The organism is Entomomonas asaccharolytica, from assembly GCF_016653615.1.
Classification (GTDB): Bacteria; Pseudomonadota; Gammaproteobacteria; order Pseudomonadales; family Pseudomonadaceae; genus Entomomonas; species Entomomonas asaccharolytica.
This window is the reverse complement of the sequence record NZ_CP067393.1, coordinates 572,520-591,697: the sequence shown is the minus strand read 5'-3', so window position 1 is coordinate 591,697 and position 19,178 is coordinate 572,520. Positions and strand designations below refer to the sequence as shown.

The following is a 19,178-nucleotide window of genomic DNA, read 5'->3' as shown; positions in this document are numbered from 1 at the left end:
GCCTATTATATTTTATACTGACTATAAATAAGTAGTATAAATTAGCCAGCTACAACAATTAATTTGATAGTAGCATCTACATCAGAGTGTAGATGTAAATCAATGCTGTATTCACCTACATTACGGATAGTACCATTAGGTAAACGTACTTCGCTCTTATGAACTTCGATACCAGCATTGTTCGTTAAAACTTCAGCAATATCATGAGTACCAATAGAACCAAATAATTTACCTTCATCACCCGCATTGGCAGTGATAGAAATTTCAAGCTCATTTAACTTAGCAGCACGCGCCTGCGCAGCAGCTAATTTGTCAGCAGCTTGTTTTTCAAGCTCAGCACGACGCTCTTCGAATACTTTAATATTCTCTGGCGTAGCCATTGTAGCCTTACCTTGTGGAAGTAAGTAGTTACGGCCATAACCAGATTTTACATTAACCTTGTCACCTAAGTTACCAAGATTTTCAACTTTATCTAATAGGATGACTTCCATTTAAGTCTTACCTCGTCATTTCAATCTTTTCTAGTGTTAGTTAAAACAAATTAGCTTTAATCTAAAACTATAAATAATAGCTAATATTAACTGATAGGGTTAAATATTAACGATCGTGGCCATCAGTATAAGGTAATAAAGCTAAGTAACGAGCACGCTTAATTGCTGTCGCTAATTGACGTTGGTATTTAGCTTTAGTTCCTGTAATACGGCTAGGAACAATTTTACCTGTTTCAGTAATATATGCTTTTAATGTATTTAAATCTTTGTAATCGATCTCTTGCACACCTTCAGCAGTGAAGCGGCAGAACTTACGACGACGGAAAAAACGTGCCATAATAGTGGCTCCTCATTTAATCTGGGAATTACTCTTCGTCAGAAGCGTCAACTTCTTCTAACATATCATCATCTTCTTCAATGTCATCTTGATCTTCAAGAATCACATCATCACGACGACGATCGCCACGAGAGTTGCGGTTTTCTTCAGCCTTAACAATATCAGATTGTTCAGTAATTGCTTCATCACGACGGATGATTAAATTACGAATAACCGCATCGTTATAACGGAAATTGTCTTCAATTTCTGCTAATGCTTTAGCACCACATTCAACATTTAATAACACGTAGTGTGCTTTATGAATATTGTTGATAGAGTAAGCTAGTTGGCGACGGCCCCAGTCTTCATGACGATGAACTTTACCACCATCTTCTTCAATAATTTTTTTATAGCGATCAACCATACCAGGTACTTGTTCACTTTGGTCTGGATGCACTAAAAATACGATTTCGTAATGACGCATAGCTGCTCCTTACGGGTTAATAGCCTGTACTTGTAATCAGCAAGTATCAAGCAAGGAGTTAATTTTCAGTTTCACATGCTCACATATAGAGCAAGGGGCGGGATTATACTAAAATTTATTAAGTACAACAACTAAAAATTTAAGCTATCTAAATAAGGAAGTTATCAAGCAAAATGCTCTAATAAATCATGATGCTTTGGCTTTCTTTTTAAGCGCTCTATACATAACACAATAACCAATTACTGCAGATAAAAAAGAACCTATCAAAATCCCTACTCTATCAATGCCTACATATTCATTATTAGGTGGGAATGATAAACCACCAATAAAGAGGCTCATGGTAAAACCTATACCACACAGTATGCAGATTCCAAAAAGCAGAGACCAATCAGAATCTTTAGGTAGTTTAGCAAAACCTAATTTCACAACAACCCATGTAAAGCCAAAAATACCAATGGTTTTACCCAATAAAAGCCCTAATACTATACCTAATGTAACGGTACTTAATAAATGATCTTGAGTCACCTGAGCAAAAGAAACACCCGCATTAACAAAAGCAAATAAGGGCAAAATTACATAAGAGACCCATGGGCTGAGTGCATGTTCTAATTTAATAAGTGGTGGATGAATATGTTCCGCTTTTGTCATTCTAAGCTTTAAAGGTATAGTAAAGGCTAAGGCAACCCCTGCTATAGTGGCATGAACACCACTTTTGAGTACACAAACCCACAAAATAAAACCAATAATTAAATAAAGACCTATGCTTCTAACTTTCAATAAGTTCAACGTAATCAATACAATTAAACAGATACCTGCCAAGCCTAATGCAGCTACTGATACATCACCCGAATAAAATAATGCAATTACTAGAATAGCCCCAAGGTCATCAATAATAGCCAATGTCATTAAAAACAACTTTAAAGAGATAGGCACAGCTTTTCCCAGTAATGCTAAAATACCTAACGAAAAAGCAATATCGGTTGCCATTGGGATAGCCCAACCACTGTGGGCTTGTGGATCATTATGATTAAATGCCCAATAAATGACAGCAGGCACAATCATCCCACCAAAGGCAGCCACTGTTGGCAAAACCACTTGTGACACTTTTGAGAGTTGGCCTTGTAATGCTTCCCTTTTTACTTCTAAGCCAATGAGTAAAAAGAAGATAGCCATCAATCCATCATTAATCCATAACAATAGGGGCTTATCAATAATCAGTTTATCAATTGCCAACATAACAGGTATATTTAAAAAATTATTATACCAGTCACTAAGCAGACTATTATTAGCTACTAATGCTAAAACTGTAGCAATAATTAATAAGATACCTGATGCCGCTTCCAATCTAAAAAAACTAATAAGTAATTGTTTCATAATAGATTACTAATTATCCTTGACTGATTTATTATTGATATACTAGCGATATAAAGGTCTATTATTATCTAGCAAAGATAATTATAACAAGCAAAAAAATGTTAATACGAGAAAGTTAAGGTAGCAAAAAACCACCTTACTATAAAATGTAAAGACGATAAGATTTGTTTAAAAATTAACGCGCTCGGTAGGTGATACGACCTTTGGAAAGATCATAAGGTGTTAATTCAACACGAACTTTGTCACCTGTCAAAATACGAATATAATTTTTACGCATTTTTCCTGAAATATGTGCAGTCACAACATGACCATTTTCTAACTCTACACGAAACATAGTGTTAGGAAGCGTATCAATAATAGTTCCTTCCATTTCAAAGCTGTCTTCTTTAGACATGCAATAAAACCTCAACTTTAAAAAATAAATAAAATAAAAACCCTAAGTATAACTTGGGCGGTCGCATTCTACCCAAAAAAGACAAGCTATTCCATAAAAAGCAATAAAAAATGCTACTTTTTTACTTATTATTCAGCTTTTGCAAAGGAAACTGTTCAAAAGTTACTGCTTTTAGGCCATTTTTTTGTAATGAACGAATATTTTGATGATCGTTATTATCAGGGGTAGCTACTACACTGCGATAATGCTCAGCAAAGGCCAATAAAGCCTCTTGATCAGTTAATCCCTCTAATATGGCAAGCGCTAATACTTTACAAGAGCCCTCATTTTGCCCTTTGGCATTTTCTACATCACCATTTTTAAAAGCTGTAGGCTGAAAAGTATAATTTTGCTCAATAAAAGCCAATGTATCTGCAAATTGATGGTTAGGATTTTGTAATTGCTGACGGAAATCTGTAACTTTCATGCTTACTCCTATTATAGTTCTCAACTATAATAGAATATTTTATAGATTATTACTTATTTTTATTTACATGGAAGAATATTATGTCTAATGATAATCCTTATACCCCACCTACTAGCCAATCTAGAGCAACTATACAAAATGATAATAAAGATGCTCCAAAAGGAATTGGCGGTTGGCTAATATTAGTAGCTATTATTGTTTGTATAGCTCCATTTCGCATAGCAAATACAATTTATGTAGATATTTATAAGCCTATTTTTACAACGGATGCTTGGTCATTACTTACTGATCCTAATAGTGAACACTATATACCTTTCTTTAAGCATGCCATTACTATAGAGTTTATTATTAATTTATTAATGATTGTCACATGGTTTTTTGTCATCATTTTATTTTTTACGAAGAAAAAACTTTTTAAAGCCGTTTTTATAGGAATATTAGTTGCTACTCCCATAGCTATAATATTTGATTCTATTTTAGTTTCAACCATTATGAACGCTCCTGCATTTGATGCTGAAACAGGCAAAGTTCTTTTCCAAATGTGTTTTGCTGCCATCTTATGGACTAGCTATACATTAAAATCGCAACGAGTTGCTAATACTTTTATTCATTAAAAAACACAAAAACCAATCCTATTATAGATTGGTTTTTATTGTAATAAGATCCGTTTATTATTTAATTGTCTCTAAAATATCAATAAAACTCTCGGCTATATGATATCCCGTGGTTGATTTAACAGTTTGTACTAACTCTTTGGTTAAATATTCTTTAGGTAAACCTTGCTGATCAAAAAACAACGCTATAAACGTATTTAATTCCTTAACAGGTACTTGTTGCTCAATAAAAGTTTTTGCTCGCAAATATTCTAAATTTGGCCAAATACGTATTTGCTGGGTGTCTAATGGTTGAAATTGTGCGTCCATTTCATTTAATACTAAACCTTGTTCAGAAAAATGAGTGTGAGTTAGCGCAGCAGCATATAGTTTATTACTACTAGTAAATGACACTCCCCCTTGTTGCTTTACTCGCCATATTAGGGAAACCCACTCAAACCAATGGCCTGCTTCGTAACTTAATACCTGACCTGATAACGTTACCTTTTCAGCTAATAATTGCTTATCACTTTGCCAAAATCGTTCTGTTATTAACTGCTCTAACTTTATAATAGCTGGCTGCATATAAATCGCATCAGCTTGATAATAAGCAAAGGTTAATGCTTCAAATAAATGCATCGCTGAATTTTGCTCTAGACAATCTAAATCTGCCAAAGGTTTAAAAATATCTACTCCCTTAAATTTTTCCTCAACCAGACTAAAAGTTTCAGCTAAAGCAATAGTATATAAAGGATTATTAGTGGCTTTATAAAGATAACTTTGCGCTAAAATGACAAAAGCATAGCTATATAAATTAGCCTCTTTATTATTATTTAACTGCTGTAACCATTTATCCGTTTTTAAATAATGTGCCTCTGTGTTGGCATATAACTGCTCAGCAAGATCAATATTATTATCTTTTGATAATTTAGCGGTTTTTACAAGAAAAATAATAGTACGCATTTGGCACAGTAAACGAACATTTTCTTCAAGTGGCTCATTCAAATACTCACTAACCAAACCATATTCTGCTAATTGGCTAATAACCAACTGCTGGTAATTAGCCAATAAAGACACCATACTTTGCTTTGTGGAAGTTATGTCCATAACCAACAATACCTTAATTATTAAAATAATTCATAGCTTAATATAGCTGTTACCCTAGTTTTTTAGACGAGGCGGATGGCTGAAGACAGTACACCTAGTACGGCGAAGTCATTCAACGACGTATAAAACGCTAGGGAAATAGCTATATCTTACAGAAAAACAAATTATTCTTCTAATCTTGTTCAGATTTAGATAACGTATATAACCTTTATTGATTCATTAAGTTTTTTTATGACTCGCTCACAACGCCTCTTAGAACTACTACAAATACTCCATAAGTATCGCCATCCTGTGGCTGGCAAAACACTTGCTTCACAATTAGGTATTAGTTTACGAACACTTTACCGAGATATTGCCACGCTACAGCAGCAAGGCGCTATCATTACTAGTGAGACAGGTAAAGGTTATCAATTACAACAAGGTTTTACTTTACCACCTCTTATGTTTACTCAAGAAGAAGTAGAAGCATTGCTTATAGGGAGTCGTTGGGTTGTTAGTCAGACTGATAGCCAGTTAGCAAATGCTGCTCAGCAAGCAATCACTAAGATTTGTACTATACTTCCTGCCCCTCTACAGGAGACGTTAAACTCCTCACTATTAATTGGTTATCCTAAATTAACAAAGCCTTATGATGAACAACTAATTACGTTACGCAAAGCCATTAACCAAAACTTAAAAATCACCATTGAATACATCAATGCTAATCAAGAAAACTCTCAACGCACTATATGGCCCTTTGCTGTTGGTTTTTTTCATCATACCCTTGTTATCTGTGGGTGGTGCGAGTTAAGAGAAGAGTTCCGTCACTTTCGTATAGATCGCATTGCTTCATTAGCACTATTAAATGAAAAATTTCCAAGAAAACGAGAAGACTTATTAACTGCTTGGCATCATTTCCAGCAAATACCTAAACCTCTTTTTTAATACTACTGACAGAAACTGACACATCACCTTACTAGAATACTCCTTATCTATTTATAGACCACAAACAAGGAGTTTTTCTATGCAACCTAATCAAACCATCTTATACGTTGAAGATATTAACGCAACTGTTGCGTTATATAGCGATATTTTCAAATGTCAGCCAATTGAGAGCCATCCTAATTATGCTTGCTTTCAACTAGAGTCAGGTTATTTGCTGGCTTTTTGGAGTATTCAAGAAGTACAACCCAAAGCAACAGGTATTAATAATGCCTGCGAATTAATTTTTCAGCTCCCCTCTCCAGAAGCTGTTGATCAGTGCTTTAAAGAATGGCAAGGAAAACTTAAGATAGTACAAGAGCCTACTGATCTTTGTTTTGGTTATGCCTTTCTGGCACTTGATAATAACCAAAATAGACTTCGTGTCTATGCCAGTAACGACTAAAGATAACTAATACTATATAGCTATTTTTATGCCATTTTAGAGGAGGCGAATGACTGAAGATAATACAATTAGTATGGCAAAGTCATTCACCGAAGTATAAAACTGTAGAGCAATAGCTATATTGCTCAATTACCCTTGAAAAGTGAACAACTAATCCCCATTTTGTTAACCATCTTTCGAATTAACAATTTTGATTTAACAATAGTGGAGATTTTAGATGAGTGTAGAAGCACAGAAAGAAACGTTAGGTTTCCAAACAGAAGTAAAACAACTATTAAACTTAATGATTCATTCTCTTTACTCAAATAAAGAGATTTTCTTACGTGAACTTATTTCTAACGCATCTGATGCTAGCGACAAATTACGTTTTGAGGCTATTGCCAAACCTGAGTTATTAGAAAAAGATGCTTCATTACGTATTCGTATTAGTTTTGATAAAGAGGCCAAAACCATCACTTTAGATGATAATGGCATAGGCATGAGTCGCGAAGATGTTATTGCTAATCTAGGCACCATTGCAAAATCTGGTACAGCAGAATTTCTCAAAAACTTATCTGGTGATCAAAAGAAAGACTCAAAACTTATTGGTCAATTTGGTGTAGGCTTCTACAGTGCTTTTATCGTAGCAGACCAAGTAGATGTATATAGCCGTCGTGCTGGTTTAAATGCTGACGAAGGTGTGCACTGGTCATCAAAAGGTGAAGGTGAGTTTGATATAGCCAATATCACCAAAGAAGAACGTGGTACACGCATTGTATTACATCTAAAAAACGATGATTTAGAATTTGCTGATGGCTGGCGATTACGTAATATTATTAAAAAATATTCGGATCATATTGATCTACCTATTGAACTACCTAAACAACAACTTGATCAAGAAGAAGATAACAAAGATGAAGTTGAATGGGAAGTAGTTAATCGTGCCAGTGCCTTATGGACTCGCCCACGTACCGAAGTTACTGAAGAAGATTACCAAGAATTCTATAAACATATTAGCCATGATTTTGAAAATCCACTGGCATGGAGTCACAATAAAGTTGAAGGTAAACTAGAATATACCTCGCTACTTTATATCCCTTCACGTGCTCCTTTCGACCTTTATCAACGTGATATGACCCACGGTTTAAAACTTTATGTAAACCGTGTATTTATCATGGATCAAGCAGATGAGTTCTTGCCACTTTACCTTCGTTTTGTAAAAGGTATTGTTGACTCTAATGATCTCTCGTTAAACGTATCAAGAGAAATTCTTCAAAAAGATCCTATTATTGATAACATGAAATCAGCACTAACCAAACGCGTGCTTGATATGTTAGAAAAATTAGCTAAAAATGAACCAGAAAAATACACAACCTTCTGGAAAGCTTTTGGTCAAGTATTAAAAGAAGGTCCAGCAGAAGATTATGCAAACCGTGAGAAAATTGCTGGTTTATTACGCTTTACTTCAACCAATGAAAATAGCACAGAACAAAAAGTATCACTTGCTGATTATCTATCCCGTGCTAAATCAGATCAAGATAAAATCTACTACTTAACAGGTGAAAGCTATGCGCAAATTCAAAATAGCCCTCACCTAGAAATCTTCCGTAAAAAAGGGATTGAAGTACTTTTATTAACTGATCGTATTGATGAATGGTTAATGAACTATTTACCTGAATTTGAAGGTAAACAATTTGTTGATATTGCCCGTGGTGATTTAGACCTAGGTAAACTAGATTCTGAAGAAGATAAACAACATCAAGAAAAAGTAGCTAAGGAAAAAGAAGCGCTAGTTGAGCGTATTAAAAAAGCACTCAACGACCAAGTTAGTGAAGTAAGAGTTTCTCATCGTCTTACAGAATCACCCGCTATTTTAGCGATTGGCGATCAAGACTTGGGCTTACAAATGCGCCAAATATTACAAGCAACAGGTCAAGCCATACCAGAATCAAAACCTATTTTTGAAATCAATCCTGACCATCCTCTGGTACAAAAATTAGACCAAGAAGCCGATGAAGATCGCTTTAATGATCTAACCCATGTGTTATTTGATCAGGCAGCATTAGCCGCTGGCAATAATTTAAAAGACCCAGCAAGCTATGTAAAACGATTAAACAAATTACTAATCGAACTGTCCAACTAATATCCCTAAAATAAGGCTCTCCAAGAGCCTTATTTTTTGCTCCTATTATTTAACAGAGTAAAAGGATTAGATAATGATTAGCCAAAGTAATATTAGTTATCAATATAACAACCAAACATTTGAAGGTGTCTTAGTTTCCCCTAATAATGTTAACAATAAGTTGCCAGCACTACTTATGACACCAAATTGGCTTGGTATCACCAAAGAAGCCATTGATCTAGCAAAACAACAAGCTGAAAAAGGCTATATCGTATTTATTGTTGACCTCTATGGAAAAACAGTTCGCCCACAAAATAGTCAACAAGCTGGTGAAGCAATGACTCCCCTTAAAGAAAACCGTCAAGAGCTTCGGCAACGTATGAACAAAGCATTGGATATATTATTAAATCAAAACAATATAGATAAACAAAAAATTGCTGCTTTTGGTTTTTGCTTTGGTGGTTGTTGTACCTTAGAGCTAGCGCGCAGTGGAGCAGATATAAAGGCAGCTATTTCTTTTCATGGTAACCTAGACACACCGAATGCTAGTGATGCTCAAAATATCAAAGGCTCAATCTTAGTACTTAATGGCGCTAATGACCCAATGATTGCTGATGACCAAATAATAGATTTCTTTAATGAAATGAAGTCAGCCCCCTCTGTAGATTGGCAATTTCTTAACTATGGTGGTGCTGTTCATGGTTTTACTGATGTAACGGCTAATGATCCTAAAGTAAAACAATATAATGAAAAAGTTTCTAAGCGTGCTTTTAACGCTATGAATACACTCCTTGATGAATTGTTTAAATAATTAATGAGCAGGGATTTAATACTAAGTCCCTGCTATTTATCGTTGAAAAATTCATTAAATTATTTAATTTATCAAGAAGCTTAAAAAGTCTTTGATTTTCTTTAATGATTCCGTTAAATTAGCCCACCTTAAAAAGCTAATCAGTGTATAATTAGCTTGCCAAATTGGTTAGATGTCCGAGCGGTTGAAGGAGCACGCCTGGAAAGCGTGTATACGAGAAATCGTATCGAGGGTTCGAATCCCTCTCTAACCGCCAAATATATAAAATTTAAACACAGTCAATCATCCCCTTTTCTAAATCATTTGAGCTAGTATCAAGCCCATCTAACAAAGACTATTCTTTTTCATAATTATTATTGTAGTTATCTTGAACTCAAAATTAGTTAAGTTATCTAATAAGTTACTGTTTTCTAACATTACAATATTTATTGTGCATATTTTTATAATACTCTCCTCCAGCTAGAGGCCAGTCATTGATTGGTTTATGATATAGCACTTTGATAGGTAGTTATTACAAGGTCAAATATTATGTCAGCAGAAATGACAAACAAAAGTGAACCTTTTGGCACATTATTAGGGTATGCTCCTGGCGGTGTTGCTATTTATTCATCAGATTACGCAACGGCGGATCCAAAGGATTATCCTGATTTCTCCTCTTTTCGTAGCTACCTAGGCCATGAGTACATGGGGCATAAATGGCAATGCGTAGAATTCGCGCGACGCTTTCTTTACCTTAACTATGGTGTCGTTTTCACCGATGTTGGCAATGCCCATGAGATCTTTTCCCTGCGCTTCTTACGCCAGGTGATTAATGATGCCATCTTACCACTACAGGCTTTTGCCAATGGTAGTAAGCGTCCTCCTGTTGCTGGTTCCTTACTGATCTGGCAAGAAGGTGGAGAGTTTAAAGGCACAGGCCATGTTGCCATTATTACAGAAGTGTTAGAGTCTAAAGTGAGGATCGTTGAACAAAATGTTATACATACTCGCTTACCTGCTGGGCAACAATGGACTCGAGAGCTACCATTAGTTGTTAGAGATAATGGCTATACTTTACAAGATACCTTTAATGATACCCATATTCTAGGTTGGATGATTCAAACAGAGGATACTCAAGATAGTTTACCTCAACCTATCACCGCACCTGAATACTTAGCTATTCACAGTAACCGCTTAACTGAACATGGACAATTTAGTGGTGAATGGCTTAATAAAAATGATCCTATACAACACGCCTATATTGCTGCCAATGGACATACCATTAATAGCGATGATCCCTACCAATATTTCACTATATCTAAAAGTGCAGAGCGAGAATTGGTTCGTGCCACCAATGAATTACATTTAATGTATCTACACGCAACTGATAAGGTATTGAAAGAAGATCAGTTGCTCAAACATTTTAATATTCCCAGTATTCTATGGCCTCGTTTACGGCTTTCTTGGAAAAATCGTCGCTATCAGACTATTACAGGTCGGCTAGATCTTTGTATGGATGAACGCGGCTTAAAAGTCTATGAATACAATGCAGACTCAGCTTCATGCCATACCGAGGCTGGCTATATTTTACAAAAATGGGCAGAACAAGGGGGATTAATCCAAGGTAAAAATCCAGCAGAAGATTTGCTTGATGCCTTGAGTGAAGTTTGGAAACACAGTGATGCCAAACCTTTTGTGCATATTATGCAAGATAATGATATTGAAGAGAATTATCATGCACTATTTATGCAACGTGCCTTAACTCAAGCAGGCTTTGAAAGTAAAATTTTACATGGTTTAGATGATCTACATTGGGATAAAAGAGGTCGCTTAGTGGATGATACTAATCACCCTGTTAAATGCGTATGGAAAACTTGGGCATGGGAAACAGTATTGGAGCAATTACGTCAAGAAAGTGAAGAACAAGTGATTGCGCCTCCTATTCGTACAGGACACCCTGAAAACCATGTTCGTCTTATTGATGTATTATTGCGTCCTGAAGTGCTTGTATTTGAACCATTATGGACTGTTATACCCAGTAATAAAGCTATTTTACCTGTACTTTGGTCATTATTTCCTAATCATCGCTACTTACTAGAATCTACCTTTGAATTAAATAACCACTTAATAGAAAACGGTTATGCTATTAAACCTATTGCTGGACGCTGTGGCAGTAACATTGAGTTAGTTAATCATAATGAACAAGTATTAGATAAAACCACAGGAAAATTTGCTGAACAAGAAAATATCTATCAGCAGCTTTGGTGTTTACCACAAATAGCCAACCGCTATGTACAAATAAGCACTTTTGCAGCAGGTGGCCATTATGGAGGAGCCTGTTTACGTTCTGATCGCTCACTAGTGATTAAAGGAGCCAGTGATATGCAACCTTTACGAATTATAGACGATAAAGCATTTATTACCCGCTAGTATTTGCTTATGCTAAAATCAAACCTATCAACTTTGATAGGGCGGATAAATTAATTAGCTACCTGAAAGCTATCAGATAGTGATGATAGTTAATCCTAAGTTTATTACTTTACCTAATCATCTACAGTTTAATCTTAAATAAAATTACAAGGTTTCGTGCTTTATATAACACAACATGATTAATCCATATTTTGTTGTAAGATTAAACTAATCTATTCTTATTAGGCAGTATGATATATAACAATTTAATACATCATAAAGGATTACAATGTTACGACTTAACTCCATTTTATTAATTATCAGTTTGCTAACTATGCCTATACTGAGTTATGCGCAAGCTAAAATTGTTATCGCCCATCGAGGTGCTAGCGGTTATTTACCTGAACATACCTTACCTGCAAAAGCGCTAGCCTATGCACAAGCGGCGGATTATCTAGAGCAAGATTTAGTGATGACTAAAGATGATCAAATCATAGTATTACATGATTATTATTTAGATAGAGTGACTGATGTTGATCAGCAATTTCCTAATCGTTCTAGAAAAGATGGACGTTATTACGCTATTGATTTCACCCTTGATGAAATTAAACAATTAAATTTTACTGAAGGTTGGACCATGAGAAATGGTATAAAAAAACAAGACTATCCCAACCGTTTCCCCATGGAAAAATCAACATTCAAAATTCATACTTTCGCTGAAGAAATAGAATTTATTCAGGGTCTCAATCACTCCACAGGTAAAAGCATAGGGATTTATCCAGAAATAAAAGCGCCTTGGTTTCATCACAATGAAGGTAAAGATATTTCACTTGCAGTATTAAAAATACTTAAACAATATGGCTACACAAGCAAAGATGATCTTATCTATCTACAATGCTTTGACCCTAATGAATTAAAAAGAATCAAAATGGAATTACTGCCACAACTCAATATGGACTTAAAACTAGTACAACTTATTGCTGAAACCAGTTGGCGAGAAACGTTTAAAAAAGATAACAATGGAAACTTAATAAACTACAATTATGATTGGATGTTCAAACCTAATGCCATGCAAAAAATTGCTGAATATGCGGATGGTATTAGTCCACACTACGCTATGCTAGTAGATAAAAGCTCAACTAAAAAAAATATTAAACTAACACCTCTTGTAAATGAAGCTCATAGCAATGGATTAGTTGTGCATTCATATACTCTACGTAAAGATAGGCTACCTAATTATGCTAATAGCCTTGATCAGTTACATCATATTATTTTTGATATTGCTAAAAGTGATGGCGTATTTACTGACTTTCCTGATCTGACGGTCAACTATCTAAAAAATCAGCAATAATCGTTATAAGATGAAATAAAAAAGGCATAGAAACTCCATGCCTTTTTTATTAAAAGATACGCTAAACAACAGTACTCCAAATCATACCAATCAATAAATAACAGAGACCTGTCACTACTACAACACCTACAAGATTCAAGAATAATCCTGCTTTCATCATATCAGTTATTTTCATCGAACCTGTGCCAAATACAATAGCATTTGGTGGTGTAGCTACAGGCATCATAAATGCACAACTCGCTGCAATTGCAGTCGGTATAGCTAATAACATGGGTGATGCATCTTGTCCCAGCGCCAATGCGCCCATTAAAGGAACAAAAGTTGCTGCTGTCGCAGTATTAGAAGTTACTTCTGTTAAAAAGAGAATAACTGTAACAACAATCACCATCATAACCAATATCGACATTCCCACAAGGTTCGCTCCTAAATGGGTAGCAATCCATGTAGCTAATTCACTAGACTTAATAGCCGCGGCTAATGATAAGCCACCCCCAAATAACAGCAATACACCCCATGGTAGTCTTTTTGCAGTATCCCAATCCATTAAAAATATATGTTTTTTAAGGTTGGCAGGAATAATAAATAATGCAACTGCTGCTGCAATAGCAATTGTTGTATCATTTAATCCAGGTATAAATTTAGCTAGATAAACACGGAATATCCAACTCATTGAGGCACACAAGAAAACTATCCCTACTAGTATTTCTGCCCTAGTGATTGGACCTAAATCTCGTAATTCTTTACGTAGTGCTTCTGATGAATCATTAGTTGATAATTTGAAAGTTTTACGTGTTAACCACCACCAAGCCAATATCAACATCACGATACTAACAGGCAAACCAAGTAACATCCAAGTTCCAAAGCCTACATCAACACCATGTTCACGACTCATATAACCTGCTAAGAATGCATTAGGCGGTGTTCCAATTAAAGTTGCGACGCCACCTATACTAGCAGCATACGCAATACCTAACAGCAAAGCCACTGAAAAACGCCTTCCCTCTTCTTCATCACTATCTTGTGTTAGCATGCCAATAATAGATAAACCTATGGGCAACATCATAATAGCGGTTGCTGTATTACTTACCCACATACTAATAAAAGCAGTAGCTATCATAAAACCTGCAACTTGTGCACGAGGATTACTGCCTACAGCCAGTAATATAATCAATGCAATACGTTTATGTAAATTCCAGCGCTCCAATGCTAACCCAATAACAAAGCCTCCCATAAAGAGATAAATTGTTGGATCAGCATAAGGTGCTGTTGCAACACCAATATTACCAATCCCTAATAAGGGGATTAGAATAATAGGTAGTAATGAAGTGATTGGAATAGGAATAGCTTCCGTTGCCCACCAAACAGCCATGAGCAACACTAAGCCCACCGTCATCCAAGCGGACACGGTCATCCCCGCTGGAGGTGGAGTTAAAACACATATAAGCAATAATATGGGGCCTAGAAAAAAACCAACCCACGCACTATTACTCATATGGCTTGCAGAAGGTATTTGCATTGTCATAATTATTTACCTTTAAACAGCCTAAATATTTTTTTAAAATTTATTTTTAATACAAAATGGAACTTATGTTAAAAATTGTAGTCTGTCAATATTTTATTTTAAAAAAATAGATATATAGCAAGTATACCTTAGCCTCGAGCGTAAAATAAAAATCACAAACAGTATCCATGACCCTTTCGTAACTTACTTAATAGTAAGAATATTAAGCTCTGTCATTATTTTGTAACAAAAATATGTCATTATATTGGAATCGTTAGCAAACAACTTTGGAGTGTTATATGAATTCAATCAAATATACTTACAGTATTTGTTTTTGTATATTTGCTTTAATTTTTTTTATTACCAGTCCTAAAGTATTTGCAAAAGAATATAATTTTGCCAATATTAATTCTGTGGCATTGAAACAAACTTATTTTGCTCAATTGATAAATAAAAACAAAATTAAAAATAATGGACAAGTAGCCTATTTCAAATTATTAAACAATCAAGAGATATACAAGTTAGCGTTCTTCACTGTAGAGAATATCAATATTTCTGATTTAAATCATATTACTGTAGAAAATGATAAAAATTTGCCGTTTTCCGATAGTAGAATTTTCAATAAAGCAGATTATAACAATCTTATCTTAATAAAAAAGGCATAACTATAAATGTCTGACATTCTTACTTTTTTAAAACATTAGCAATTAGGGGATTTTTATGATTAATAAGCCAACTAAAATAGCCATTATTATTTCAGCATTATCTTTTATGTCTATCGCAAGTGCGGCTGAAACCAATAATGATGCTGAAAAAAGTATCTTTAATGAAAGTGCTCAAGCATCAGCTAAAGGATTTATAGAAGGTAGTAAACTAAATGTATTAACACGCAGTTTTTATATGAACCGTGATTATAGAAACTCAAGTCGTAATGCCTATGGAGCTAGAAAAGCACAAAGTTACCAAGAGGAATGGGGGCTAGGTTTTATTAGTACTTATAATTCAGGGTTTACTGAAGGTACAGTAGGATTTGGGGTTGATGCGATTGGTATGTATGCTTGGCGTCTCGATTCTGGCAAAGGCAGAGCAGGCAGCCACTTATTCCCTCGTGATAGCGATGGCAGACCAGAAAAAGATTTTGGTAGAGCAGGCGTAGCAGCAAAGGCAAGAGTTTCAAACACCACTTTCAAGTATGGTGAACAATTTGTTAGCACACCTGTGTTTGACACCAATGATGGGCGTTTATTACCTGAGTCTGCAACTGGGTTATTGATCGAAAGTAATGAGATAAAAAAACTTCAATTAACACTGGGTCATTTTACTGCGCTGTCATCGCGTAACCAAAGCGGATACGACTCACAAGGTAATGGCATCTTAGGCTATAAGCAACACAATGGTAAAGGTCTAAAACAAATCTACTTTGGTGGTGCTACATATCAAATCACTAATGATTTATCCACGAGTGTTTTTGCCTCTGATGTTAAAGATTTTTGGAAAAAACAATACGCTAATGTAGGCTATAACATCCCTATAGCTGATAATCAAAATGTTAAGTTCAACTTTGATTACTATCGGGTAAAAGCACAAGGAGATATGAAAGATGTCTATAAAATCGACTCTGATACATGGTCATTAACAGGTGCTTATACTATCAGTGCCCATACCTTCCTAGTTGGTTACCAAAGCTCTTCAGGAAAAGGAGGTATGCCTTATGGAATTGATGGTAAAGATGCTATTTACTTAGGTAACTCTATCCAAGTATCTGACTTCAATAATGAAGGAGAAAGATCTTGGCAAGCGGCCTATACTATTAAATTTGATGATTATGGTATTCCAGGCTTAAGCATTACTAACAAATATGTTAATGGTAGACACATTGCCCATTCATGGACAAATGGCAGACATAGCGGCAAAGGTAAGGAATGGGAATATAATCTAGATGCACGTTACACCATACAAAGTGGTCCTGCTAAAGATTTAAGCTTCCGTGTACGTCATGCCACTTATCGTTCATCAGCATTAGATGATCGTAATGAAGTACGCTTAACTGTACAATACCCATTAAGCATTCTATAAACCTTTTTAGTGTGTGAGATAACTAAAATTATCTCACACATCTTTGTTAAATCTATTCATTTATTAACTAACCCCCACTCTCACTACTGTATCTAATTGATATGATAGTGAGTATTTTCTACATTATTCTTTCTTACTGACTAGCGTTAAAATATCATAGCTAGCGACTAACTCATCATGTTGATTAGTTACCTGTACATCCCAAGCTACCACACCCTGCCCTGTCCCATCAGGTGATGTTTTACCTTGATCTATTTTACGTTTACAGGTTAAACGTGCTTGAATGGTATCGCCAATACCTACTGGATTAACAAAACGTAAATTATCCAGGCCATAATTAGCTAATACGGGGCCAGGAGCTGCTGATACAAATAATCCAGCTGCCGCAGATAATACAAAATAACCGTGGGCTATGCGCTTACCAAACTGTGAATCTTTAGCTGCAATTTCATCAAAATGCATATAAAAATGATCGCCAGATAAACAACCAAAATTAACAATGTCAGCTTCTGTCACTGTTCTACGATGGGTTAATAATGATTCACCTATTTGTAAATCTTCGAAATAATGACGGAAAGGATGTATAGGTGTTTCAATAACCTCTGAATTTCTTACATACTCTTTGGTAATAGCAGCTAACATAGTAGGCGAACCTTGAATAGCGGTGCGCTGCAAATAATGTTTAACTGCACGTAATCCACCTAACTCCTCTCCACCACCTGCACGACCAGGCCCACCATGTTTTAATACAGGTAAAGGGGAGCCATGCCCTGTGGATTCTAATGCTGCCTCTTTATCCAACACTAGGATACGTCCATTCCATCGGGCAGCAGTTGGTACTGCCTGAGCAGCAAGTCCTGGTTTTTTAGTCGTTAGCGTACTCACTAAACTTCCTCGGCCATAGGAAGCAATAGTAACCGCTTCTTCAATATCACATGAGTAGGGAATGAGAGAGCTAACAGGTCCAAATGCTTCTATTGAATGAACACTGGCATCAGCGGCAGACTGTTTACTTAATAATAAAGTAGGCTGCAAGAATGCACCCTGTTGTAGATTATTACCCACAGGTAAAAAATCTGTATTTCCACCATAAATTAATTCGCTTGTTTTTAGTAATTTAGCAATATTTTGCTCAACATCCTGTTTTTGTTCTAACGAAGCAACAGGCCCCATTTTGACTCCCTCTATTGCAGGATCACCTACTTTAATTTTAGCCAGTCTTTCCTTAATCCTATTAGCTACTTCATCGATATATTGTTTAGGTACAATAATACGACGAATAGCAGTGCATTTCTGCCCTGCTTTCACTGTCATTTCTCGTACTACTTCTTTAACAAAAATATCAAATTCAGCATCATTAGGTGTAATATCAGAAGCAAGAATCGCTGCATTCAATGAATCTGCCTCAGCATTAAAAGGAATTGAACGACTAATTAAATGGATATTACTACGTAACTTGTTGGCTGTTGTCGCTGAACCTGTAAAAGTTACCACATCTTGCTCAGTTAAATTATCTAGCAAGTCTCCTGTAGAACCTATAATCAACTGTAAGCTACCAACAGGTAAAAAATCGGATTTATCTATTAACTTAACTAATGCCTCTGTTAAATAACAAGTTGCAGTAGCTGGTTTAGCGATGCAGGGCATACCTGCTAAAAAATTAGCAGCAAATTTTTCTAATAAGCCCCATACAGGGAAATTAAACGCATTAATATGTACAGCTACACCAGAACGAGGTACTAGAATATGTGTGCCTGCAAAATGATTTTCTTTTCCTAATGGAATAACAGGACCTTCATGAACTAAATTACCTGATGGCAATTCTCTTCGCCCGATGCTTGCGTAGCTAAAAAGAGTAGCTATACCACCTTCAATATCAATCCAACTATCATTACGCGTTGCCCCTGTATGATAGGAGACTTTATATAATTCTTCTTTATGCTCATTAAGATAAGTAGCTAATGCTTTTAATTGTGCAGCCCGCTGTTGAAAGTCAAATTTGCGTAATGAACACTGTCCATGTTTATAAGCATAATCCAACGCTTCATTAAAATCTAACAGCTCCTCATGAGTATAAGCAATAACTTTACCATTAATAGCACTACTCAATGCTTGTGATTTTTTTTGCCCAACCCATTGCCCAGCAATAAAACTTTGTATGACAGACATTAACAAACTCTCCGAATTACCTACACTCACAACAAGGGTGCTAAGGTTTATTTAAATTGTTTTTAGATATATTTATTGCAGTTAAAATGGAGCGATTTATATCACTCCATTATCTAGTCACTGTAAAATTTGTTTATTAATTGTTGTATTAAGAAACCGTTATAATTAATTTTTAATAGCAATAAAATAA

The 19,178-nt window shown here is 35.4% G+C and carries 18 protein-coding genes and 1 tRNA gene; 10 read left to right on the top strand and 9 right to left on the bottom strand.

From position 1 onward, the window contains the following. Positions 1-41: 41 nt before the first annotated feature. From rplI to JHT90_RS02620, 6 genes are all read right to left on the bottom strand, one after another. Complete coding sequence (rplI, locus tag JHT90_RS02645; protein WP_201093781.1) at positions 42-491, bottom strand: 50S ribosomal protein L9; 450 nt, start codon at positions 489-491, stop codon at positions 42-44. 106 nt (positions 492-597) lie between these two features. Continuing rightward, on the bottom strand, positions 598-828 hold the full coding sequence (gene rpsR, locus JHT90_RS02640) for a 30S ribosomal protein S18 (protein WP_201093780.1): 231 nt from the start codon (positions 826-828) through the stop codon (positions 598-600). A 28-nt stretch (positions 829-856) separates the two neighbouring features. Beyond that, the gene (gene rpsF, locus JHT90_RS02635; RefSeq protein ID WP_201093778.1) at positions 857-1,291 is read right to left on the bottom strand and encodes a 30S ribosomal protein S6; all 435 of its coding nucleotides are present in this window, start codon (positions 1,289-1,291) and stop codon (positions 857-859) included. A 186-nt stretch (positions 1,292-1,477) separates the two neighbouring features. Next, positions 1,478-2,665 carry a Na+/H+ antiporter NhaA gene (gene nhaA, locus JHT90_RS02630; protein ID WP_201093776.1) on the bottom strand — a complete coding sequence of 396 codons (1,188 nt, stop codon included), beginning with the start codon at positions 2,663-2,665 and terminating at the stop codon, positions 1,478-1,480. Between the two features lie 175 nt (positions 2,666-2,840). After that, positions 2,841-3,059, bottom strand: coding sequence for a translation initiation factor IF-1 (gene infA / locus JHT90_RS02625; RefSeq protein WP_201093768.1), 219 nt, complete (start codon positions 3,057-3,059; stop codon positions 2,841-2,843). Between the two features lie 121 nt (positions 3,060-3,180). Then, entirely contained in the window at positions 3,181-3,525 is a 345-nt protein-coding gene (locus JHT90_RS02620) for a HopJ type III effector protein (protein WP_201093766.1), read from the bottom strand. Between the two features lie 80 nt (positions 3,526-3,605). Here JHT90_RS02620 and JHT90_RS02615 point away from each other — a divergent pair, with 80 nt between their 5' ends. Next, positions 3,606-4,139: a DUF2569 domain-containing protein gene (locus JHT90_RS02615; protein WP_201093764.1), complete on the top strand. Its 534-nt coding sequence runs from the start codon at positions 3,606-3,608 to the stop codon at positions 4,137-4,139. A 57-nt stretch (positions 4,140-4,196) separates the two neighbouring features. Here the strand turns inward: JHT90_RS02615 and JHT90_RS02610 are convergent, their stop codons facing one another. Then, positions 4,197-5,225, bottom strand: a complete 1,029-nt coding sequence (locus JHT90_RS02610; protein ID WP_201093762.1) for an AGE family epimerase/isomerase — start codon at positions 5,223-5,225, stop codon at positions 4,197-4,199. Between the two features lie 231 nt (positions 5,226-5,456). Between JHT90_RS02610 and JHT90_RS02605 the strand changes: the two genes are divergently transcribed. From JHT90_RS02605 to glpQ, 7 genes are all read left to right on the top strand, one after another. After that, complete coding sequence (locus JHT90_RS02605) at positions 5,457-6,149, top strand: helix-turn-helix transcriptional regulator (protein ID WP_201093754.1); 693 nt, start codon at positions 5,457-5,459, stop codon at positions 6,147-6,149. A gap of 79 nt (positions 6,150-6,228) precedes the next feature. After that, a complete protein-coding gene (locus tag JHT90_RS02600) occupies positions 6,229-6,591 on the top strand; it encodes a VOC family protein (RefSeq protein ID WP_201093752.1) in 363 nt (120 codons plus the stop codon). 217 nt (positions 6,592-6,808) lie between these two features. Continuing rightward, positions 6,809-8,713 (top strand): molecular chaperone HtpG, encoded by a 1,905-nt coding sequence (gene htpG, locus JHT90_RS02595; RefSeq protein ID WP_201093750.1) that lies wholly within the window; start codon positions 6,809-6,811, stop codon positions 8,711-8,713. Between the two features lie 73 nt (positions 8,714-8,786). Beyond that, on the top strand, positions 8,787-9,503 hold the full coding sequence (locus JHT90_RS02590) for a dienelactone hydrolase family protein (protein ID WP_201093748.1): 717 nt from the start codon (positions 8,787-8,789) through the stop codon (positions 9,501-9,503). Between the two features lie 166 nt (positions 9,504-9,669). Beyond that, positions 9,670-9,759 (top strand) — tRNA-Ser (locus JHT90_RS02585). Positions 9,760-10,031: 272 nt separating this feature from the next. Then, positions 10,032-11,912: a bifunctional glutathionylspermidine amidase/synthase gene (gss, locus tag JHT90_RS02580; protein ID WP_201093744.1), complete on the top strand. Its 1,881-nt coding sequence runs from the start codon at positions 10,032-10,034 to the stop codon at positions 11,910-11,912. A 268-nt stretch (positions 11,913-12,180) separates the two neighbouring features. After that, complete coding sequence (gene glpQ, locus JHT90_RS02575; protein WP_201093743.1) at positions 12,181-13,242, top strand: glycerophosphodiester phosphodiesterase; 1,062 nt, start codon at positions 12,181-12,183, stop codon at positions 13,240-13,242. Between the two features lie 61 nt (positions 13,243-13,303). On the opposite strand, the gene JHT90_RS02570 is transcribed toward glpQ, so the two are convergent. Further along, a complete protein-coding gene (locus JHT90_RS02570) occupies positions 13,304-14,758 on the bottom strand; it encodes an SLC13 family permease (RefSeq protein ID WP_201095738.1) in 1,455 nt (484 codons plus the stop codon). Between the two features lie 284 nt (positions 14,759-15,042). Here JHT90_RS02570 and JHT90_RS02565 point away from each other — a divergent pair, with 284 nt between their 5' ends. After that, on the top strand, positions 15,043-15,408 hold the full coding sequence (locus tag JHT90_RS02565) for a hypothetical protein (RefSeq protein ID WP_201093742.1): 366 nt from the start codon (positions 15,043-15,045) through the stop codon (positions 15,406-15,408). A 55-nt stretch (positions 15,409-15,463) separates the two neighbouring features. Beyond that, positions 15,464-16,819, top strand: a complete 1,356-nt coding sequence (locus JHT90_RS02560; protein WP_236254019.1) for an OprD family porin — start codon at positions 15,464-15,466, stop codon at positions 16,817-16,819. A gap of 123 nt (positions 16,820-16,942) precedes the next feature. Here JHT90_RS02560 and paaZ read toward each other — a convergent pair whose 3' ends face one another. Then, positions 16,943-18,988: a phenylacetic acid degradation bifunctional protein PaaZ gene (gene paaZ, locus JHT90_RS02555; RefSeq protein WP_201093740.1), complete on the bottom strand. Its 2,046-nt coding sequence runs from the start codon at positions 18,986-18,988 to the stop codon at positions 16,943-16,945. Positions 18,989-19,178 lie beyond the last annotated feature (190 nt).